The sequence below is a fragment of the Pseudoalteromonas sp. S327 genome, from assembly GCF_005886415.1.
Classification (GTDB): Bacteria; Pseudomonadota; Gammaproteobacteria; order Enterobacterales; family Alteromonadaceae; genus Pseudoalteromonas; species Pseudoalteromonas atlantica.
In genome coordinates this window covers 1-20,879 of record NZ_PNDP01000059.1, presented here as the reverse complement: position 1 = coordinate 20,879, position 20,879 = coordinate 1, and the positions used below count along the sequence as shown (strand labels likewise).

The 20,879-nt window shown below is 41.5% G+C and carries 23 protein-coding genes; 9 read left to right on the top strand and 14 right to left on the bottom strand.

The window, feature by feature from the left end; all coding sequences use genetic code 11:
- Positions 1–197: 197 nt before the first annotated feature.
- The 6 genes from CWB60_RS17325 to CWB60_RS17300 form a co-directional block, all read right to left on the bottom strand.
- Positions 198–572 carry a PH domain-containing protein gene (locus tag CWB60_RS17325; RefSeq protein WP_004589518.1) on the bottom strand — a complete coding sequence of 125 codons (375 nt, stop codon included), beginning with the start codon at positions 570–572 and terminating at the stop codon, positions 198–200.
- Positions 572–1,480, bottom strand: a complete 909-nt coding sequence (locus tag CWB60_RS17320; protein ID WP_138579463.1) for an ABC transporter ATP-binding protein — start codon at positions 1,478–1,480, stop codon at positions 572–574. Before CWB60_RS17320 ends, CWB60_RS17325 begins: the two co-directional genes overlap by 1 nt.
- Positions 1,477–2,304 carry an ABC transporter permease gene (locus CWB60_RS17315; protein ID WP_054983890.1) on the bottom strand — a complete coding sequence of 276 codons (828 nt, stop codon included), beginning with the start codon at positions 2,302–2,304 and terminating at the stop codon, positions 1,477–1,479. Before CWB60_RS17315 ends, CWB60_RS17320 begins: the two co-directional genes overlap by 4 nt.
- Positions 2,305–2,467: 163 nt before the next feature.
- Positions 2,468–3,649, bottom strand: coding sequence for a cystathionine beta-lyase (locus CWB60_RS17310; RefSeq protein ID WP_138579461.1), 1,182 nt, complete (start codon positions 3,647–3,649; stop codon positions 2,468–2,470).
- A 9-nt stretch (positions 3,650–3,658) separates the two neighbouring features.
- Positions 3,659–4,582 carry an NAD(+) diphosphatase gene (gene nudC, locus CWB60_RS17305; RefSeq protein ID WP_138579459.1) on the bottom strand — a complete coding sequence of 308 codons (924 nt, stop codon included), beginning with the start codon at positions 4,580–4,582 and terminating at the stop codon, positions 3,659–3,661.
- 152 nt (positions 4,583–4,734) lie between these two features.
- Entirely contained in the window at positions 4,735–5,238 is a 504-nt protein-coding gene (locus tag CWB60_RS17300) for a LabA-like NYN domain-containing protein (RefSeq protein WP_004589523.1), read from the bottom strand.
- A gap of 166 nt (positions 5,239–5,404) precedes the next feature.
- Here CWB60_RS17300 and CWB60_RS17295 point away from each other — a divergent pair, with 166 nt between their 5' ends.
- Together CWB60_RS17295 and CWB60_RS17290 are read left to right on the top strand one after the other, a co-directional pair.
- Positions 5,405–6,028 carry a hypothetical protein gene (locus tag CWB60_RS17295; protein ID WP_138579457.1) on the top strand — a complete coding sequence of 208 codons (624 nt, stop codon included), beginning with the start codon at positions 5,405–5,407 and terminating at the stop codon, positions 6,026–6,028.
- Positions 6,028–6,771 (top strand): DUF3307 domain-containing protein, encoded by a 744-nt coding sequence (locus CWB60_RS17290; RefSeq protein WP_138579455.1) that lies wholly within the window; start codon positions 6,028–6,030, stop codon positions 6,769–6,771. Before CWB60_RS17295 ends, CWB60_RS17290 begins: the two co-directional genes overlap by 1 nt.
- Before the next feature lie 102 nt (positions 6,772–6,873).
- Here CWB60_RS17290 and CWB60_RS17285 read toward each other — a convergent pair whose 3' ends face one another.
- Entirely contained in the window at positions 6,874–8,265 is a 1,392-nt protein-coding gene (locus CWB60_RS17285; RefSeq protein ID WP_054983885.1) for a DEAD/DEAH box helicase, read from the bottom strand.
- Positions 8,266–8,401: 136 nt separating this feature from the next.
- Here CWB60_RS17285 and CWB60_RS17280 point away from each other — a divergent pair, with 136 nt between their 5' ends.
- A complete protein-coding gene (locus tag CWB60_RS17280) occupies positions 8,402–8,824 on the top strand; it encodes a DUF1801 domain-containing protein (protein ID WP_138579453.1) in 423 nt (140 codons plus the stop codon).
- 279 nt (positions 8,825–9,103) lie between these two features.
- Here the strand turns inward: CWB60_RS17280 and CWB60_RS17275 are convergent, their stop codons facing one another.
- Positions 9,104–9,943: an isopenicillin N synthase family dioxygenase gene (locus CWB60_RS17275; RefSeq protein WP_004589526.1), complete on the bottom strand. Its 840-nt coding sequence runs from the start codon at positions 9,941–9,943 to the stop codon at positions 9,104–9,106.
- Positions 9,944–10,210: 267 nt separating this feature from the next.
- Here CWB60_RS17275 and CWB60_RS17270 point away from each other — a divergent pair, with 267 nt between their 5' ends.
- Positions 10,211–11,413, top strand: coding sequence for a bifunctional alpha/beta hydrolase/OsmC family protein (locus CWB60_RS17270; RefSeq protein ID WP_138579451.1), 1,203 nt, complete (start codon positions 10,211–10,213; stop codon positions 11,411–11,413).
- A gap of 51 nt (positions 11,414–11,464) precedes the next feature.
- Here the strand turns inward: CWB60_RS17270 and CWB60_RS17265 are convergent, their stop codons facing one another.
- Both CWB60_RS17265 and CWB60_RS17260 read right to left on the bottom strand, forming a co-directional pair.
- Complete coding sequence (locus CWB60_RS17265; RefSeq protein ID WP_138579449.1) at positions 11,465–11,989, bottom strand: hypothetical protein; 525 nt, start codon at positions 11,987–11,989, stop codon at positions 11,465–11,467.
- A 3-nt stretch (positions 11,990–11,992) separates the two neighbouring features.
- Positions 11,993–12,760 carry an alpha/beta hydrolase gene (locus CWB60_RS17260; protein ID WP_138579447.1) on the bottom strand — a complete coding sequence of 256 codons (768 nt, stop codon included), beginning with the start codon at positions 12,758–12,760 and terminating at the stop codon, positions 11,993–11,995.
- 125 nt (positions 12,761–12,885) lie between these two features.
- Between CWB60_RS17260 and CWB60_RS17255 the strand changes: the two genes are divergently transcribed.
- Positions 12,886–13,209 (top strand): hypothetical protein, encoded by a 324-nt coding sequence (locus CWB60_RS17255; RefSeq protein WP_004588950.1) that lies wholly within the window; start codon positions 12,886–12,888, stop codon positions 13,207–13,209.
- Between the two features lie 90 nt (positions 13,210–13,299).
- On the opposite strand, the gene CWB60_RS17250 is transcribed toward CWB60_RS17255, so the two are convergent.
- The 3 genes from CWB60_RS17250 to aspS all read right to left on the bottom strand — a co-directional run bounded on the left by CWB60_RS17250 (position 13,300) and on the right by aspS (position 16,124).
- Complete coding sequence (locus tag CWB60_RS17250) at positions 13,300–13,896, bottom strand: pentapeptide repeat-containing protein (protein WP_138579445.1); 597 nt, start codon at positions 13,894–13,896, stop codon at positions 13,300–13,302.
- 29 nt (positions 13,897–13,925) lie between these two features.
- Positions 13,926–14,156 carry a hypothetical protein gene (locus CWB60_RS17245; protein WP_024033669.1) on the bottom strand — a complete coding sequence of 77 codons (231 nt, stop codon included), beginning with the start codon at positions 14,154–14,156 and terminating at the stop codon, positions 13,926–13,928.
- 189 nt (positions 14,157–14,345) lie between these two features.
- Positions 14,346–16,124, bottom strand: coding sequence for an aspartate--tRNA ligase (gene aspS / locus CWB60_RS17240; RefSeq protein ID WP_138579443.1), 1,779 nt, complete (start codon positions 16,122–16,124; stop codon positions 14,346–14,348).
- Positions 16,125–16,734: 610 nt separating this feature from the next.
- Here aspS and CWB60_RS17230 point away from each other — a divergent pair.
- Together CWB60_RS17230 and CWB60_RS17225 are read left to right on the top strand one after the other, a co-directional pair.
- Positions 16,735–17,583, top strand: coding sequence for a DUF72 domain-containing protein (locus tag CWB60_RS17230; RefSeq protein ID WP_138579441.1), 849 nt, complete (start codon positions 16,735–16,737; stop codon positions 17,581–17,583).
- Between the two features lie 13 nt (positions 17,584–17,596).
- Positions 17,597–18,094 (top strand): M48 metallopeptidase family protein, encoded by a 498-nt coding sequence (locus CWB60_RS17225; protein WP_138579439.1) that lies wholly within the window; start codon positions 17,597–17,599, stop codon positions 18,092–18,094.
- 222 nt (positions 18,095–18,316) lie between these two features.
- Here CWB60_RS17225 and CWB60_RS17220 read toward each other — a convergent pair whose 3' ends face one another.
- Positions 18,317–19,006, bottom strand: coding sequence for a DUF3334 family protein (locus CWB60_RS17220; RefSeq protein ID WP_004588943.1), 690 nt, complete (start codon positions 19,004–19,006; stop codon positions 18,317–18,319).
- A 116-nt stretch (positions 19,007–19,122) separates the two neighbouring features.
- On the opposite strand from CWB60_RS17220, the gene cmoA reads away from it, so the two are divergent.
- Positions 19,123–19,848, top strand: a complete 726-nt coding sequence (cmoA, locus tag CWB60_RS17215; protein WP_004588942.1) for a carboxy-S-adenosyl-L-methionine synthase CmoA — start codon at positions 19,123–19,125, stop codon at positions 19,846–19,848.
- A gap of 12 nt (positions 19,849–19,860) precedes the next feature.
- Positions 19,861–20,829: a tRNA 5-methoxyuridine(34)/uridine 5-oxyacetic acid(34) synthase CmoB gene (cmoB, locus tag CWB60_RS17210; RefSeq protein WP_054982276.1), complete on the top strand. Its 969-nt coding sequence runs from the start codon at positions 19,861–19,863 to the stop codon at positions 20,827–20,829.
- Positions 20,830–20,879: the final 50 nt, after the last annotated feature.

Sequence of the window (20,879 nt, the reverse complement as noted above, 5' to 3'; positions counted from 1 at the left end):
TAAGACTTCCCTTTGTGCATTGCTTTTTATGCTTTAGCTCATTGACTAAAGTGGGGACATGCTAACGCTGAGAAACTGAATGAAAACTTAATTAAGCAGTTGTATTTATTAAGTTAATTGTAAGTAGGTGTAAGAAACTGTAAATTTAAAGTAGTTGCAACATATAGTCAACAACTACTTAAAACATGTTCAGCAAACTAAAGCGCATGCTGACTTATTACACGATAAACTTCGTTAATATTATCGCCCGATTTAAACTCTTTACTAATAGGCGTTGGGTCTGAACCAATCCAAATTTTAAGCTCGGCATCTAAATCAAAGTGCCCTGCACTTTCTTTGCTAAACTTAGTAATTTTAGAATAAGCAATACTCACCATTTCCATTTTAGAGCCGGTCATACCTTGCTTATCAATTAAAATTAAACGCTTATTAGTAAAAATAAACATATCGCGAATCACCTTATAGGCTTTTTCTACTTGTTCGCCATCTATTAGGGTATTGGCAAGTACTTTTTCTAAATCAGAATCATCTACTTCGCTTGCATTTCCCATTAAACCACTGAGTAGTCCCATTATGCTTTCTCCTGTGTAAATATTTGATTTTCTAAGGTGTGACCATTTACTAACTGCCTATATTGCCAGTTTTGTTGATGGCAAAAGTTTAATAAAGCAATATCAAGTGGCTCACCGGTTGGCTGGTACTCAATCACGTATTCTTTATGTTGGCTCATATACACACGGTTTACACCTGCTAACGCCTGCAGTTGTTGCTCCACATTTTGATACGCCTCGTTGAGCATTAAGGTATAAAAGTGAGTATGCGTATTGTTGTCTTTTGTTTGGTGCTCGCTCAAAATGCCCTTATCTAGGTGAAGCACTTGGGAGCATAATCGCTCAAGTTCGGTTAAATCGTGCGAACTTAAAATAAAGGTGGCTTCATCGCTTAAGCTCGATACCAGCTCTCGCACCTCTCTGGCATGAATAGGGTCAAGCCCTGCTGTGGCTTCATCAAGCATCACTATTTTCGGCGAGCCAATCAGCGCTTGCGCTATCGTTACCCGTTTACGCATACCGTGAGATAAATCGCCAGCACGCTGTTTAGCGACTTCTTTTAAGCCAACCAAATCAAGTACGCGCAGCGCTTCATTGTGGCTTTGTTTAGCGCCCATGCCTTGAAGCTTGCCATAAAACGCCAGTTGCTTATCTATATTAAAACGCGGATCTAACTGCGCATCTTGCGGTAATGCACTCACTTGGTTGAACAACGCTGCACTACCAGGCTTATGCCCTAAAATACTGAGCTCACCGTGGCTTGGGATAATATAGCCGCACAATAAACTAAATAATGTGGTTTTACCGGCGCCATTAGGGCCCACTAACGCCACAGGTGCGCCTTTTTGAATTTCAAAGCTTACGTTGTTAAGTGCTTGCTTTGCGCCAAACGATTTACTCAAGCCGCTGGCTTTTATTAATACGCTCATAGCGAACTCCTTGTAAATATTCGATGCGCAATTGCTATAAATACAGCGCTTTGAATAAGCGGCACACCTAAGGCACTCAATAAAGGTAGGTTTTGCCCAGCTAAAAGCTCAGAATTAACCCCAGGGAAAAGGTAATCGAGCGCATTTAAAGCCGGTACTTGCCACGCCAATATACCCACAATAATGCCGCCACCAGCAAAATATAAAATGGCTAACACAATTGCTAAACGCGACGAGCGAGCAAACGTGTTAATCAAACTCATTAATGCTACAAACGGGCTAAGTACCACCACCATTATTATAAATATAGAAACCGCACGGCTTAACCCACCCATTAATAGGCTAGGCTCTCTGTAACCAAGTACGCCAAGGGTTGCCACTAGGGTAATAGCTAATAAACACGCTAACACGCCAAGCTGACCTAAAAAACGGCCAAATAAAATTTCAAACCGAGTAGAACGCAATGATAAAAACCGTAATGTGCCGCGCTCTCTATCGCCAACGGTTTGATCGCTTGATATAAAAATAGCAAACAGCGGAAAGCTATACAAAGCGACTAGCCAGTACATAGCAAATTCGGCCTCAGGCCAATCAAGCAACTTACTTAAACCAATACTGCCTGAAATATCGCGTGCCATTTGTTCAAAATTGGGGGCACTAATAATGCTGACGGCTTGGCCTATCGGGTAGCGTAAAATAAGTAACCAAACAAGGGCAAAGGCGGCCATAGCAATTAAGCCGCGCTTGGTTAAAAACATACGTACTAGCTCAAAACCCGCTATTTGGGTTAATCGCCCTATGTTCACTAATGATGATGTTGCCATTGGCTTTCCTTAATGACGTTGCTCATGCTTTAAAATAAAGCGTAATGTAACAACAGTAAGTGTAAACACCTTGAATTACCAGCAAAAAAAAGCTCACCATTAGTGAGCTTTGTAACAAACCGTTTAAATGTAACAGGCCAAACTTTGTTTATTTAGCCTATTTTTATAAATGCTGTTGGTATACTTCAAGCGCTTGGCTTAAGTCATTAATTAAATCATCAATGTCTTCAAGGCCAATATGCAAGCGAATAACAGGGCCTAAATCCCAACCGGTGTTCGAACGTAAACCTTTCATGGTCAAATTTGCGGTAACTAAACTTTCAAAGCCGCCCCACGAAAAGCCCATTTTAATGTGCTCAAGGCTATCTAAAAACGCATCAATGGCTTTTTGGTTACCGGTTTTCATTACAAATGAAAACAACCCATTGCTGCCATCAAAGTCGCGCTTAAAAAATTCATGCCCAGGGCAGCTTGCAAATGCAGGATGGCGAATATGATCAACTAACTCATGTTGCTCAAGCCATTTTGCCACCTCTATAGCCGCCTTTTCGTGCTGGTTTAAACGCACTGCCATAGTGCGTAAGCCTCTAAGCGCTAAATAGGCATCATCTGCGCTGGTGCATTGCCCCAATAAGTACGACTGCTCACGCAGGGTTGGCCAGTACTTTTTATTTGCCACTGCTACACCCATCATTACATCAGAGTGGCCAACAATATACTTAGTTGCTGCTTGAATACTAATATCTACACCGTGTTCAAGTGGGCGGTAATGCAACCCATTGCCGTAGGTGTTATCAAGCATGGTCATAATATTATGCTCATTGGCTACTTTAACCATGGCAGGTACATCTTGTATTTCCATGGTTATAGAGCCAGGCGATTCTAAAAACAGCACTTTTGTGTTTGGCTGAATATACGCCTCAATACCTGCGCCAATCGTGGGTGGGTAATAAGTGGTGGTAACACCTAGTCCCGCTAAAATTTTATCGCAAAAATCACGCGTAGGTTCATACACGTTATCAACCATTAAAATATGATCGCCCGCCTTTACAAACGACAATAACGCTTGGCTTATTGCCGCAGCGCCGCATGGGTAAAGTGCGCAGCCTTCGCCGCCTTCAAGCTCGGTTATCGCCTCTTGCAAGGCAAAATGTGTAGTTGTGCCACGGCGGCCATAAAATAATGTTTTATCGCCGCGGGTTTTAGCGGCTTCTTTTAATTCGGCCACGCTGTCAAATACAATTGTAGAAGCACGCTGTACTACGGGGTTTACCACACCATGGGTGTAGGCTTTTTTACGCCCCGTTGATACTAACTGGGTATTTTTATTTTTGCTTGTCGCCATTACCAATCCTTAAACCTTATTAGAAAGCCATTGTTCAATTAAAAAACGCGAAATTGAATCGACCCGAGGGAGTTTATAATGATCTCCTTCATCGCCCATATTGCCAAACGCCTTAACTTCTTCGCGCGTAAACCATTTGGCATCGTCTAATTCGTCTTTATCTACGTTTATTTGCTCAGTTTTAGCCTGAGCAATAAAACCCAACATAATAGAAGAAGGAAATGGCCAAGGTTGTGAGGCAATATAACGTACATTATCAACGTCAATGCCTGCTTCTTCTTTAACTTCGCGCGCTACAGCTTGCTCTAGTGTTTCACCTGGATCTACAAAGCCTGCCAATGACGAATACATACCTTGTTGCCATATTGCTTGGCGACCCAATAAACAACGCTCTATTCCATCTTCAAATACTTTAGTAACCACCATAATTACTGCAGGGTCAGTGCGTGGAAATGTAGGGTGCTTGCAGTGCTCGTTTTCACATAGGCGTGAATGCCCTGCCTCTACTAATGTATTTTTACTGCCACAACGCCCACAAAAACTATGCGTTGCATGCCAATAACATAAGCCACGGGCAAGTGCGGCGATAGAGCCATCTTGTATATCAACGTGAGGGCCATATTGGCGTATATCAAAAAACTGTGCGTCGCCTATAACGCACTTGAGTTCGTCATCGTGTATGGTTGAAACATCTAACGCAAACACACCCTGTTGCTCGGTATTTGAGCCTAAATAAATAGCGTTTGATAAATCTAAATGGGCAATCTGCTGATACGTTAAGTAGCACACTTGAGCTGCGTCTTTATAAAACAAAGTGTGGTTATTATTCACCAAAAGCCACTTACTTTGTGCCGACATTTGTGCGTTTAACCACGCCGCGTTTTTACGAAAATTAGACCCGCGGTCTAATGGCATGTCGCTGTAATAAAGCATGTGAGTCCTCAATAACATGATATGGCGTAAAATTACCATAACCGCTGAGTAAACCCAATTTATTACAGCAATAAAAAAAGCCTATATTAGCTATATAGGCTCTTTTTTAAAAACTCTCATGTTGCAGGCACTTAGCCGCTATATTTTATGCTTTAGAGTAGTAAGCTATCATCAATTAAATGAAACTGTTCTGCACTTTGCTTAAGCACCTCTGCGGTTAACTTATCGGCGCCGTAAACATCGCACGGTACATTGTATTGATTTTTTAAATGCCCTAGCAATAACGCAAAGTCGCCATCACCAGAGAGCAAAATAACTTTATCGAGGTTTTTGCCTTGCTCTAGCATATCTATCGTTATGCCTACATCCCAATCCCCTTTTGCGCTGCCGTCACGGCGCTGAATAAACGGCTTAAGTTTTACCTCAAAGCCAATAGCACGCAAAATATTTTGAAACTGGTTTTGTTTTTCATCACCGCGGTGAATAGCATACGCAAATGCACAATCTATAGAATACTGCTGCTTCATGTGCGCCCAAAATGCATTGTAGTCAAAGTTTTTACGGTAACTTTCGCGGCACGTGTAATAAATGTTTTGTACATCAACAAAAATACCGACACGTGGCTTACTGATTTGCTGATCGTTTTGTAAAGTCATTTGTTTCCTTAAGTGCTCACAGCTCAGCGCAGCTGAAATAAAACGCCATTAACGAGTGAACCTTGCAATTTTGTTTTAAGTAACCTAAATTGGTTACTTAATTAAATGTAACCAAATTTGGTTACCTGATTCTATGTAACTGCATTAAGTTACTTTTTGGATTTTTATGATTGGTGTGATCAGCGGCGATATAATTAAATCGCAAAAAATACCTAAGCAGCAATACGATGCCATGCTTTATCAGCTAGAGCAAAGTTTGCGTGCAATTAGTGATAATACCTCACTGTGGACCATATACCGAGGTGATGCTTTTCAGTTACAAATAAATAAAAGCGAGCAGTTAATTAAAACCGCTATTATCATTTATTTGCATTTAAAGTCGGCAGGTTACGAGCTACGCCAAAGTATGGCCTTAGGTGAGGTAGACAACCCACGCAGCGATATAAAAACAGCCACCGGCTCGGCCTTTGTGCTCTCAGGGCAAGGCCTTGATAAAATAGCCAATCAGCGCTTTACCTTACAGATAGCAAAGCACACCCTAGATGAAGGCTTTAGTCTTAACCTTGCCTTTATTGATACCTTGTTTAGCAAGATAACGCAAAAACAAGCCAATGCGCTTTACGTGTATTTAACCCAGGCCGATAACAGCCATGCAGCACTGGCAAAAGAGCTTAGCACCAGTCGCGAAAATGTCACTAAATTGCTTAACTTAGCAAATTATCAGCTAATAGAGCGATTTATAGTACACGCTAAACAGGTCATAACAACGATTGCAAAAGGAAGTGAGTAATGGGGTTTTCGTTATTATTAGTGACATTAATTATAGGCCACCTAGTCAGTGACTTTTTTTTACAACCAATGAGCTGGGTAAACGATAGAAACACCCACCACTTTAAAGCTAAAAAGCTCTACCTGCATGTATTAGTACACGGTGTGGTTAGCGCCGTTATTTTAGCGCTTTGGGAATATAGCTATGGCTGGCAACAACTAAGCACCGTGTTACTTTCAACCGCTGTAATTATGCTTAGCCACTACCTAATAGATATTGCTAAGTCGTATTCTAACAAAGGGGTTGTGCCCTTTTTACTCGACCAAATCGCGCATATAGCCGTAATAATAGCGCTGTGTATTTATATAACTGATAACCAAAGTTTAATCGCGTACGTAAGCGCACTTGCCACAAACCCTAAAGTGCTTTGGGTTGTATGCGGATATTTAATTATATTAAGCCCAAGTGCCGTATTTATAAGAATGATGCTTGAAAGGCTCACCGCTAACTTTTCAAGTGAGGGCAGCTTACCGTTGGCCGGACAAAGCATTGGCATGATAGAGCGAGTACTTATGCTCAGCTTTATATTACTTGATCAATTTGCTGGGCTTGGCTTTTTGCTAGCTGCCAAGTCGGTATTTAGGTTTGGCGATTTAAGTGCCAGTAAAGATAAAAAGCTCACCGAGTACGTTATGCTAGGCACCTTACTAAGCGTTAGCGTTACCTTGTTTGTAGGTTTAGGCGTTAATTCGTTGATCATGTAAGTATAAATTTCAGATAATAAAAAACGCGCTACTTCTATTAAAAAGGTAGCGCGTTTTTTGTATTGGCGTTTAATTAAAGGCCAATACAATCTTTAATAATGATTAATCGTTATTTGGGCGACGACGGCGCTGGCCATTACCACCTACCGATTGGCGCTTTGCCCATGGGCTTTGTGCGTTGTCATCGGTTTTGGCTGCTGGTTTTTTAGAACCACCACGACGAGGGCCGGTACCGCTTCCCCCATTGTTTGGTTTTTTGCTGTTCGGCTTATCAGACTTAGGCTTGTTAAACGGCTGCTTTGCTTTTTTAGGCTTTTTAGGTTTAATTGGGCGAGCATCTAATGCGCGCTCAGGTACTGGGCTAGTTGGTTCAAATCCAGGCTCTTCAGCGCGAGGGATTAGCTCACCTATAAAACGTTCAATACCGTATAAATCAGCGGCGTCATCGGCTGTTACAAACGAAATAGCATGCCCTGATGCACCAGCACGGCCTGTACGGCCAATACGGTGAACGTAATCTTCGTATACGTTTGGTAAGTCGTAGTTAACCACATGCGGAAGCTCAACAATATCAAGGCCACGTGCCACAATATCAGTCGCTACTAGTACACGCACTTCACCACTTTTAAAGCCATCAAGCGCTTTAACACGGGCACCTTGTGATTTATTACCATGAATAGCGGCGCCTACTATGTCGTCGCGCTCAAGCTGTTTAACTAAACGGTTTGCACCGTGCTTGGTACGGCTAAACACTAATACTTGTTGCCAATCGTTGCTACGAATTAAATGGCTAAGTAATGCGGTTTTACGCGATTTATCAACAGCGTAAACGCTTTGCGTTACGCTTTTAGCAGTGGTGTTTTTTGCCGCAACTGATATTTCAACAGGGTCGTTAATTAACCCTTTTGCTAATGCTCGAATATCATCTGAAAACGTTGCCGAAAACATTAAGTTTTGGCGTTTAGGCGGCATTTTAGCAATCAGGCGTTTAATGTCGTGAATAAAGCCCATATCAAGCATGCGGTCCGCTTCATCAAGTACCAGCACTTCAACATTATCAAACTTAACCGCGTTTTGATTATGTAAATCGATTAAACGCCCAGGCGTGGCCACTAAAATATCAACCCCTTTACGAAGGCGCTGCATTTGTGGGTTTATTTTTACGCCGCCGTACACTACAAACGAACTTACAGCAGAGTGCTTAGCGTATTCTTCAACGTTTTCGCTTACCTGCAAAGCCAGCTCACGCGTAGGCGCTAAAATAAGGGCACGTACGTGGTTACTTTTTGCTTTACTGCCTTTAGATAACAGCTCAATTAGCGGTAACGTAAAACCAGCGGTTTTACCTGTGCCTGTTTGTGCAGCCGCCATGACATCGCGACGTTCAATAATTGCAGGAATTGCTTGAGCCTGAATAGGCGTTGGCGTTTCATAGCCCTTTTCTAAAACCGCGTTAACTAAAGACTGTGATAAACCTAAACCATCAAAACTCATAAAATCTCTCAATAAAAAAAAGGCCAAACCGGCCAAGGGCGCATTATACGCAACTAACTTAGAAATGCATGGAAATATTCACTTAGCAAATTAAGTGCTAACCTTAGAGTAGCTAATAACAATACAAATCAACGCTATGACATTAAAAACTAAAGCAAACCAAATAACACTTAAGCAATGCCTAGAAAGTATAGATTCAAAGCGTATTGAAGACACACAAACCTTACTAACCCTGTTTGAAAAAGTCACAGGGGCAAAGCCTATTGTATGGGGTAAAGATATTATAGGGTTTGACCAATACAGCTATAGGTACGACTCCGGCCGCACAGGTGAATGGCCAATCACAGGGTTTTCACCACGCAAAACTAAGCTTTCTATTTATATTATGCCTGGCTTTGATCACCCCAAAATAGCGGCATTATTAAATAAGCTTGGTAAACATAGCCTAGGTAAAAGCTGTTTGTACGTGACAAAATTGGAAAATATCGATTTAGCTATACTTGAGCAAATAATTGCTGAGTCGGTTTTAATAATGAAACAAACTTACCCAAAAAATTAATACCAATCCGCTTAATTAAGTGATCTATTTTGAGAATAGATAAACGTGTTGATAGCTAGTCAATAAATTCGTTATTTAGTTGTTCTCGGCAATTGCTCCTGCATTGCTCTACCTTCTGCATCCATATAGTCATAAATGAGAATTTTTTAACGCAGATAGCGACACGTTTAGCCCCTAAAAATGATTCAACATTATTGCGGATTGGTATAACCTTGCTTAAAAACAACAAAAGCGGCTAAAAGCCGCTTTTGGTTTATATTTAACTCAATAAATATAACGTTATTTAACACCTAGCTCGCGTAATCGCTCTTGTAGGTAGCTGTCTGCCGTGTAACGCTCAGAAAGCACAACATCAGGACGTGGGTGTAAAAACAGTGGTAAAGAAATACGCGACTTAGTCGACGCTTTACCCGTTGGGTTAATTACACGGTGAATAGTCGATGGGAAGTACCCGCCCGACGCTTCTTGTAACATGTCACCAATATTAATAATTAAGCTACCAAAGTCACATGGCACATCTAACCAACCGCCATCAGTTTTTTGTACTTGCAGACCTGGCTCGTTCGATGCAGGTAACACAGTTAATAAGTTAATATCACCATGTGCCGCAGCACGAATTGCACCTGGCTCTTCATCACCTGTCATTGGCGGGTAATGTAAAATGCGTAACAATGTTTGCTCAGAATCAGCAATCATGTCTTTTAAATCGATAGAAAACTTAGCACGTACATCGGCTGGTGCCTCTGCTTGAACCCAGCTTAAAAGCGTTGCTGCAAATTCGTTAGCTAAGCGGTAGTACTCACGTACGTCGGCTTCAAGCTCTGCAGGTACGCGACCTTTAGGGTAAACATGAAAGTACTCTTTAATGTCTTTTACTGTAAAGCCTTTAGCTACCTCAGATACAGAAGGCGGGAAATAACCGTCTTGCGTTTCTTTAGAAAATAAAAAGTCGTGCTTTTGCTCTGAATTAAAAAAGTCTTGCCATTTTTCGTAAATAGACTCAACTAAAGATTGCGGGATTGGGTGATTTTTTAATACACCAAAACCGGTGTTTCTTAACGATTCAACAAAGTGAGCAGCCGCATCGGGAGCTTTATAATCAACAGTAGGTAATTGCATTGTACGTTCCAGTGAATAGGTTGTTAGAAGTGAGCTGCTTTAAAATATAGCTAATTAGCCAATATAAAGTAGCAAAACCTTCATTATAGCGCTGTGCGAGGATAGACAAACCACCCAAAAAACATAAGGACAAATGTCCTCAAGATGAAATAGTAAGCAGTTTACTTGATCAAGATCAAAGCATAATAAACATTGAAATTACACTAGTTAGTGCTTATATCTTATCTATTATTGTAACGTATTTTAATGAAACACTAAGGCTCTTCTATGCGACAAAAAGTATCTTTTAAAAGCGGCGATTTAGAACTTGCAGGCCAGCTTGAACGCCCAGCCGGCGATGTAAAGTTTTATGCTTTATTTGCACACTGCTTTACCTGTGGTAAAGATATTGCTGCCGCTACGCGCATAAGCCGCGCCCTTACCCAACAGGGTATTGCCGTACTGCGCTTTGACTTTACCGGCCTTGGCAATAGCGACGGCGACTTTGCAAACAGTAACTTCTCATCAAATATTCAAGATTTAGTGGCCGCAGCCGATCACCTGCGTACTTACTTTGATGCGCCGCAGTTATTAATTGGCCACAGCTTAGGCGGCGCTGCCGTACTGGCTGCTGCAGAGCATATTCCTGAGGTATCGGCTATTACTACAATTGGCGCTCCTTCAGATGCGCAACACGTTGCACATAACTTTGAAGCCCATTTAGACGAAATAAACGCCGCAGGTGAAGCTAAAGTTAGCTTAGCTGGGCGCGAATTTACCATAAAAAAACAATTTGTAGAGGACATCGCAAAGTACGACCGTAGCCATATAGGTAAATTAAAACGCGCACTTTTAGTTATGCACTCCCCTGTTGATGCCACGGTTAATATTTCAGAAGCCGAGAAAATTTATGCATCAGCCAAACACCCAAAAAGCTTTATTAGCCTCGATAACGCCGACCACTTACTAAGTAATAAAAACGATGCCGAGTACGCTGCTACGCTAATTGCTAATTGGGCAAACCGCTACGTTAAATATGAGCAAAGCAACTACAGCGCAAAATTAGAAAACGGCAAAGTACTGGTTGAAGAAAAAGATCATATATTTACTCAGCACGTAAGTACTAAAGATCATACATGGCTTGCCGATGAGCCGTTAAAGGTAGGTGGCAGTAATTTAGGCCCCGATCCTTACGACCATATACTCGCAGGTCTAGGCGCGTGTACCTCAATGACATTGCGTATGTATGCAACCTTAAAAAAGCTGCCGCTTGATCATATAAAAGTAGAGCTTGAACACACCCGCGACTATTACAAAGATTGCGACAACGGCGAATGTACCCAAAACCTAGAGGCCATTACCCGTAAAATTACCCTACGCGGCGACTTAACCGAAGCACAGCGCCAGCGTCTGCTAGGAATAGCCGACAAATGCCCAGTGCATAAAACCCTGCATAACAGCCCAATTGTAGTAAGTGAATTAGTTGAGTAACTAAAACAAAAATAGCGCAGCTGTGGCTGCGCTATATACGAAAAGCAATAACTAAGATTCAATTTTTTTAAAAAATTGAACGGTCTTAATATTCTCTAACAAGTTAGGATCACAAGTATACTCAAACTCCCCCATTTGGTCAGAGCTATGCTTATTTGGAGCGGATAAAATCGCAGGCGTTGGGGCATAAGCTTTTAAAAGGACGCCACCTGACTCAATAGCATTTAGACCACTGGCAAAAGCTTCTGCAACACTTTGAAGAGGAGTCCAACAAAAACCTATTTTATTTTGTTGGTATAAAAAATGACATTCACCTCGATACAAAACCAATCCATTTCCACTGTAGGTTGGCAGAGTTAACTTTAATACATTCAGTAAAAGTTTATCATTTGAAAGTTTACGCCTTAAATGACCGCCGTTTTCTGTCCATAGAAGATGGACTTTATCTTTTTGAATATCTAAGTCGTGGTATTCTCTTAATATAAATGTAAAAGCTTGTGTCCAAGTTAATTTATTTAAATCACAAGTATAATTACCATTAACAAATTCCCGACCTACTTGCTCATATAATTCCATCTTTTAGTCCAAGAAGTTTAGCTGATTACTACTTATAAATACGGTCATTTCTTTACTCATTCTATCCACCAGCCATGTTGGCCCACCGTCGTGCATATCGTTATGGCGCGACTTTTCTATCTTTATTTGGCTAACAGGGAACTCTTTAAGCTCTGTATCGTTTAATAGCACGTTAGCATCGGCTGGGTAATCACTACCACGCAGTGTAAGCACGCGTATATTTTTATTACGTGGGATCAACATGCGGCGGTGATCGAGGGTAATTATTTGGCTTACTTCATTTGGGTAAATTGAAGCATATAAAGCAGATATATCGCCGCCGTTTGAGTGGCCAAATAACGTGAGCTGGGAAAAGTTATACTCAGGGTATTGAGCACTTAGCTGATTAACTAAAAATTTAAGGGTGACCACACCGCGATGCCAGTTTTCCATGCGGGTGGTTAAATAAGGTTGTATGCGATTAAGCGCGGGGTCGGTTTTTAGCTCATGCGCGACTGCAATGCTTAAATAACCCTGTGCATTAAATAGCTTACTCGCAAACGTGTAGTCATTGTGGCTAATGCCGTAGCCTGCATTTACAAATGCTACAGGGCACTTTGCGTGTACGCTGCATTGATTGCTCTCATTGGGGTATGTGATATTTATAGGGATGGTCCGATTGCGGCTTTGATCCACTATTACATCGTCATTAGCAAAGCTTAATGGTGATATTAAACTCGCGGTTAGGCTAAATGCACTTAATGTTAGTAACTTTTTTATTGTTTTATGCATGTTTTAACTTATATAAATTATTGTTTTTAAATAAAAATAACTTTTACTATAAAGGTTAGCGCGCGCCATTGCTAATGTATGCGATAATACGGGTATTATTTTTAGTTAATTTAGAAAAGTACCCCATGAAATCATACAGCACTATTGAACAACGTATCGACATTTTGCAAAGTCGAATAGAAGCCTATAAAGAAGAAATTGCCGTGTTACAGGCCGAGCCAAAAAGTAACAACGAGCGTATTATTTTTAAATTTATTGAAACAGGCAGCACAGGTAAAACAAAAGACTTTGTGCGCGAGCTTGGTATTAAGTCGCCGCGCGATAGCTTATATTCATCAGGCGATGTAACTAAATTAATCAAAGACGGCGCTGATGACATCACCCCTGCACTGCTTGAAATTGCCCGCACATTGGCAAACGCACGTAATAAAAATGGCCCTAGCTGTTAATACCAAGCTACAGGCCACTGTTTAATCTTATTAAAGGTTATTCATTGTTTAGAGGCTTGCAATATGCAGCTTCTAAACGCTCCTCACATATTAATCGCAAAGCTCAATGTTAAGGCTTGTCAGTAAATTAAGGGCTTCAAAGCGCTCAAACTTAGCCCCCGCTAACGTATTACTGTTTAAATCTATATTAAATTCTGTAGCCCCTACAAAGTCACACTCAGTTAAAGTGGTTTGAAAAAACTCACTATCGCGAAAATTACTTCCTGTAAATGTACTTTGCTTTAAATTGGCATGTCTAAAATCAACATTTTTTGCAAAGCAGTGAATTAATTTTAGTGATTTTAAAGTTAATTCATAAAAAGAGCTGTTACTAAGCTCACAGCTATTAAAGCTCACCGGCGCATTTATACTTAGCGCTCCCCAATCAGCATTGCTCCATTGCACGCTGTTTAACTTACAATGGCTAAAGCTTACATTTTCAAGCGAGCTGTATCCCCATTCAATGCTCGATAAATTGCAATGCTCAAAGCTGCACTCTATAAATCGACACGTTTTAAATTGCCCCTGAGATAAGTCGCAATCTATATACGTACACGCTTCAAATTCTGTGTTTTCGAGTGTGTGTTTTGCTAGCTGTAAGGCACTAAATTGCTGATCGCAATAATAGTTATTATTAGAAATTGGCACTGTGACTACGTGTCCGTATTTAGGGTTGTTTAATGGGCATAAGGGCTGGTTTTTGGCAAGTCTTGTTTAAGCGCTAATAAGGCGATAAAAATTAAGCCAAAGAGCGGAAATACCGCTAAGCATCCGCCCACAAAAGCTAAAACGCCCGGCATGGTGCTTTTGCGTTTACCTATTTTATAGCTAATCAGCGCAAAAATTGGAATGCAAAACAAAATAAAAAAAGCTAAAAATTCACCAAATAATGTGAGATTAAACGACATAAGAACTCCCTCTCTATTGAATAATATTTGATACCAAGCAACTTGAATATTTAACTATTCTAGCGTGCTAAATAGACTAATAACTTAACACGATTAGTATGAACTGGTTTAAATTTAACCATAAAAAAACCCCTAGGCATACTCCTAAGGGTTTTTAAATCTAGCTAAGCGCATTTGTTGCGCGCGGTATTACTCTTCGCTAGGAATTGCTTTTTCTACCACACTGATTGCAAGCTCAGTTAACGAGTCGCTATTAGCTTTGCTAGGTGCATCGGTTAATAAGCACGATGCTTGAGTGGTTTTAGGGAACGCAATAACGTCACGAATGTTATCGGTACCACATAAAAGCATAACTAAACGGTCAAGACCAAAGGCTAAACCAGCATGTGGTGGTGTGCCGTATTTAAGGGCATCAAGTAAAAAGCCAAACTTGTCTTGTTGCTCTTGCGCATCAATACCTAAAATTCTAAATGCTGCTTCTTGCATATCAGCATTATGAATACGTACCGAACCGCCACCTACTTCGTAGCCGTTTAATACCATGTCGTAAGCATCTGAAATAGCCGCGGCAGGGTTTGCTTCAAGCTCTTCTGCGCTAATATCTTTTGGTGCTGTGAATGGATGATGCACAGCATGTAACGTGCCTTCGTCATCTTCTTCAAACATTGGGAAGTCAACAACCCAAAGTGGCGCCCAGCTATCAAGGTTAGTGATTTCTAAATCAACACCAAGCTTCAAGCGAAGCGCGCCCATTGCTTCGTTTACAACGTTGCGTTTATCGGCACCGAATAAAATAATGTCGCCCGTTTGTGCATTAGTACGCTCAAGTAACTGGGTAATTACCTCTTCGTTTAAAAACTTAGCAACTGGAGATTGAACGCCTTCAGCGCCTGCATCGCGGTCGTTTACTTTCATCCACGCCATACCTTTAGCGCCGTAAATGCCAATAAACTTAGTGTAATCGTCAAGTTGCTTACGCGAAAGCTTAGCGCCACCCGGTACTGTTAATACAGCAACGCGGCCTTTTTCGTCATTAGCTGGGCCTGAAAATACGTTAAACTCTACGTCTTTTACTAAATCAGCTACATCAACAAGCTTCATTGGGTTACGTAAATCTGGCTTATCAGAACCGTAAAGGCTCATTGCTTCGCTGTAAGGCATAATTGGGAAATCGCCTAAATCAACGTTTAATAATGATTGCCACATTTCACGGATCATTTTTTCAGTCATACCACGTACTTGATCAGAGCTCATGAACGAGGTTTCTAAATCTATTTGGGTAAATTCAGGTTGGCGATCGGCACGTAAATCTTCGTCACGGAAACATTTAACAATTTGGTAGTAACGGTCAAAACCCGACATCATCAACAATTGCTTAAACAACTGTGGCGACTGTGGTAATGCGTAAAAGCTGCCTTTATGAACACGGCTTGGTACTAAGTAATCGCGTGCACCTTCTGGTGTTGCTTTTGTAAGTACAGGTGTTTCAATGTCTAAAAAGCCATTGTCATCTAAAAAGCGACGAACAAAGCTGCTTGCTTTAGCGCGCAGCTTAATACGGTCGCTCATTTCAAGGCGACGTAAATCTAAGTAGCGGTACTTTAAGCGGCGCTCTTCAGAATTGGTTTGATTAAAATCAAGCGGAAGCGGCTCAGAGCGGTTAATAATAGTTAGCTCAGTACCTAAAATTTCTACTTCGCCTGTTGCCATGTCTTTATTTACTTGGCTTTCTGGGCGCGCACGTACAACACCTTTTAACTGCACACAAAACTCTTGGCGAAGTTTGTTAGCGTTATCCATTAGTCCTTCAACCTCTGGATCGAATACAACTTGTACTAACCCTTCTCTATCGCGTAAATCGACAAAGATAAGTCCACCAAGGTCACGTCGTTTGTTGATCCAGCCACATAGTTCAACTTCTTGATCTACGTGAGTTTTATTTAGCTGTCCGCAATATATAGAGCGCATAGTTTTCCTGTCAGATAAAAGGCTTAAACGGTTATATTTATTTGTTTTAAGGCGTGTGATTTAAAAAACTGGTCACCACAATACAAATAAAGCCGCTAGCAATCTAAAAATAATCAAATTAAGCCCTGCATTATACCCAAGTAGTATCAAGATGCTAGGGCGTGTTGAACGTTGGTGGTTGAATTTGCAGCAGTATGTTTGGCTTTTAGGCAAGGCAGAGTCTATGTAGTGTGGTTATTCCCCATAAAAAGGCGATAACGCAGCATAAATGCCAAACATGCGCTGCCCTTTGGGTTCTTTCTAGGGACGATTAACTCTTTGTTGCCTACATGGATGTAGGTAAGGGGCGTGAGCAGGACGCGGAAGCTTTGCTCGATTTTTACTTATTCTTACAGGGATGTAAGTCATTAGAATAACGCAGGAGCAGTTATCGAGCCCACTAGGTTACAAACCTCGCGCCGCGATTTAATCGCCCCTAGATTGAACAAATTTCAATCTACAAAGATCAACACGCCCTAGAGCGTGTGTTTAGCTTTGTAATGTTAATTTGCAGCAAGCACCGTATGTATTTGGTACACTTACGCCACGAAGTCATTAAGCCACCCTTTTTATGTTATATATTGGATGCCCTCAGTGGTCGAGCAGCGCCTGGAAAGGCAACTTATTTACCCGCCAATGTAAAAATGCCGATATGCTAAACCAATATGCCCAGCATTTTAACTCAGTTGAAGGCAATACCAGCTTTTACGCAGACCCAGCGCCAAGCACTGTTTTACGCTGGGCTCAAAGCGTACCCGAGGACTTTAAATTTACGTTTAAGTTTCATCGTCGCTTTAGCCACGAGCTTGCGCTTAGTAATGTTCAAACAGAACTTAATGACTGGCTTACGTTATTTGCCCCAATACTTGAAAAAACAGGGCAAATAATGCTGCAATTACCCAAAGCGTTTGGTCCAAACGATTTACCTAAATTAACGCAATTTATTAGCTTGCTCCCCAAAGAGCTAAATTACGGCGTAGAAGTACGCCATAGTGATTTTTTTAAAAAAGGTGAGGCCGAAATTGCCCTTAATCAGCTATTAATGGCAAATAATATAAACCGTATTTCTATGGATACCCGTGCGCTTTTTGCAGTAAAGCCCACCACCGAGGCTTTAATAGATGCACAACAAAAAAAGCCCCACTTACCGGTACATGCAATAGCTACTGGCTCGCAGCCGATGGCACGCTTTGTAATAGCCGATTTACAAAACGACTATAAACCCTTTTATAAACCGTGGCTCAATAAAGTAAAACAATGGCTTGATGAGGGAAAAACCCCGTATGTTTTTTTTCATACTGCCGATAACCGTGAATCTCCACTCCTTGCTAGGCAGTTTTGTGAAGACCTAGGGTATAATCACCCGGTATTAAATCCATTCAGCGGCGAAAAAGAAGCCCACCAGCCAACGCTTTTTTAAATAGAGAATAAAAATGAGTGAATACGCACGTTACTTTACCGGCTACCCAGCTAACATTGTTGAGCAAGTATTAAGCCTTATAAATAACAACAAGGTATGTGACTACTTACTTAAAAAATACCCACATGCGCACACCATCACCACCGACAAACTACTTTACAGCTACGCCACTGATTTAAAAAAGCAGTATTTAAAAAACGCCCCACCGTTTGGCCGCGCTGCATTTAAAAAACAAGGTGATATGATTACCAACGCACTCGGTACTCACACCTACCGCATGCAAGGTAAAACCCGTAAGCACGATTTAGCCATAAACAGCGATTTACTGCGCGCACCTGAGCCACTGTTAAAAGCGCTAGTCGTACACGAACTCGCCCACTTTAAAGAAAAAGACCACAACAAGAGCTTTTATAAATTGTGCTGCCATATGGAGCCGCAATACCATCAGTTAGAGTTAGATTTACGGATTTTTTGTGTGGTGGTGGCAATGGGAAAGAATCCTTATTCATGAACGGTCAGCGGTCAGCGGTCAGCGGTCAGCGGTCAGCGGTCAGCGGTCAGCGGTCAGCGGTCAGCGAAAAATAAATACAACCTAACTCGTAATCAAAGTTCTCAATAAAAAAACGCGATATAAAATCGCGTTCTCTTTGGTAACTTTTCTACTGACCGCTGATAGCTTAAAACTGACAGCTCAAAAGCACGTTGGGTTTCGCTTCGCTCAACCCAACCTACATTACAGCCCTAGCTCAGCCATAAAGTCATCATCGGCATCATCTTGTTCTGCTTCTTTTGACTTAGCTTTTGCTTTTTCGGCCTTTTGCTTAGCTTCGTTTTCGATAATGTCATCAGGGTCTATCGCTTCTACAATGTCAAAGTCATGTAGTTTAATAAACTCTGTTTTATCCATTGCCAGCTCTAGGTAAAAAATATTTTGGTTGCGCGTAGTAAAGGTTACGCGGCGTGCTTGTGGGCGATCCATAGTGGTATCAACCGATATTTGCACTTGTTTATTAATCGCCATCATTTTTGGCTGGTTTTGCGTAATAGAGGTATGTAACTGCTCACGCACTTTAGAAGTGAAGTCACCAACAATTTGGTTCATCAGCTCGCCCATTACATTTGAAACGTCATCTGATAAATGACTGTGGGCAATTTCTTCTTCAGGCATGCCCATATTGCGCATGTAATCGCCGTAAATTTCCATTGCCGCTTGCGCTGTAAAATTAGTGACTACTAGCCCCGTAAAGCCACCATCAAATAATACAAAACAGCCAATGTCTGGACGCATACAGGTGCGCGTTATTTTTTGCACCATAGCCGAGTAGCTAATTTCGTTACCACTGGCTGATGACAGAACACCCGTCACTGAATGACATAGGGTTGCTAATATATCGTCTGTGCTAATTACCTTACTTTTGCTCATTTAACGTTCTCTTTTATACTTATTATTCATAATTCTAGCCAAGCTACTGAATTTATCACTGACTATCCAGTATAAAATGTTAAAATAGTGCCATTATTTTTAAAGAGACTGCCTTAGTGAGTATAAAAGACAGTATTTACGCCTCTGAGCAACAAGTAAAAGATTTTAGCTTCGACCAAAATGTGGTTGAGGTTTTTCCGGATATGATCCAGCGCTCTGTGCCTGGGTACGCCACCATTGTAAGCACTATGGGTAAATTGGCCGGTGAATATGCGCAAAGTAATTCAAACCTTTACGATTTAGGCTGCTCGCTTGGTGCGGTTACCCTAAGTATGCGCCGTAATATTCGCACCGATAACTGCCACATTATTGCTGTAGATAACTCACAAGCTATGGTTGAGCGTTGTAAGGTACATTTACAAGGCTTTAAGTCAGACGTGCCTGTTACAGTAACTTTAGGCGATATTAACGAGCTTGAGATTCAAAATGCGTCGGTAGTGGCCATGAATTTTACCTTGCAATTTATTCCGCCTTTACAGCGCCAAGCCGTGCTTGAAAAAATTTACGCTAACTTAAAACCCGGTGGCGTCCTGCTCCTTAGCGAAAAAATTAAAGCCGAAAACGAGCAGTGCGATAATTTATTAATTGATTTGCACCACGACTTTAAACGCCACAATGGCTACTCAGAGCTTGAAATAAGCCAAAAACGTACTGCCATTGAAAACGTGATGCGCCCCGATACGCTAAGCACTCACTTTAATCGTTTAAGCGACATTGGTTTTAGCCAAACGCAGGTGTGGTATCAATGTTTTAATTTTTGCTCAATGGTAGCAATTAAATAAAGAGAGTGACTTATGTCTCAATGGTTTAACCAATTTTACGCAGCAATTGCACAAAGCCCACTTAGCCACTGGCTAGAAACCCTGCCCGCTCAATTAAAGCATTGGCAAAACGAGGCAAGCCATGGCGATTTACCAAAATGGCAAAAAGTACTTAAAAATCTGCCAGAAGTAAAAACAACCCACGTTGATATCGCCACTAAAGTAGAAATTGGCGCACCGGGGGAGATGAGCGAAGGCGAGCAAAAACAAGCCACGCATTTATTAAAACGCATGATGCCATGGCGCAAAGGCCCCTTTACTGTACACGGTATTGAAATAAACACAGAGTGGCGCAGCGATTGGAAGTGGGACCGCCTACTTCCTCATATTGAGCCATTAAAAGGCCGCACAGTATTAGATATAGGCTGTGGCTCTGGCTATCACTTATGGCGTATGCGCGGTGAAGGCGCTGAATTTGTAGTGGGTATTGACCCTTCTGATTTATTTTTGTGTCAGTTTCAGGCCATTAAACATTACAACCCAGACGAAAACGTGCATTTATTACCATTAGGTGTAGAGGCACTACCCGAGCTTAAAGCGTTTGATACGGTGTTTTCTATGGGGGTGCTGTATCACCGCCGCTCGCCTATCGATTTTTTAGCGCAGTTAAAAGCGCAGCTTCGCCCAGGTGGCGAACTCGTGCTAGAAACGTTAGTAATTGAAGGCGATGAAAACACCGTACTGGTACCTACCGACCGCTACGCAAAAATGCGCAACGTTTGGTTTATTCCAAGTACTGCTGCACTAAAACTGTGGATGGAGCGCGTTGGCTTTAAAGATGTGCAAATAAAAGATTGCGCAATTACCACGCTTGATGAGCAACGCAGGACCGACTGGATGGAAAACGAATCGTTAGTTGATTTTTTAGACCCAAACGATACCAGTAAAACCATTGAAGGTTACCCTGCTCCACTTAGAGCAATACTAACTGCCAAAGCATAAATAACTAAAAAGCACCCAGGGCGTGTTGTTCTTTGATGGTTGAATTTGCA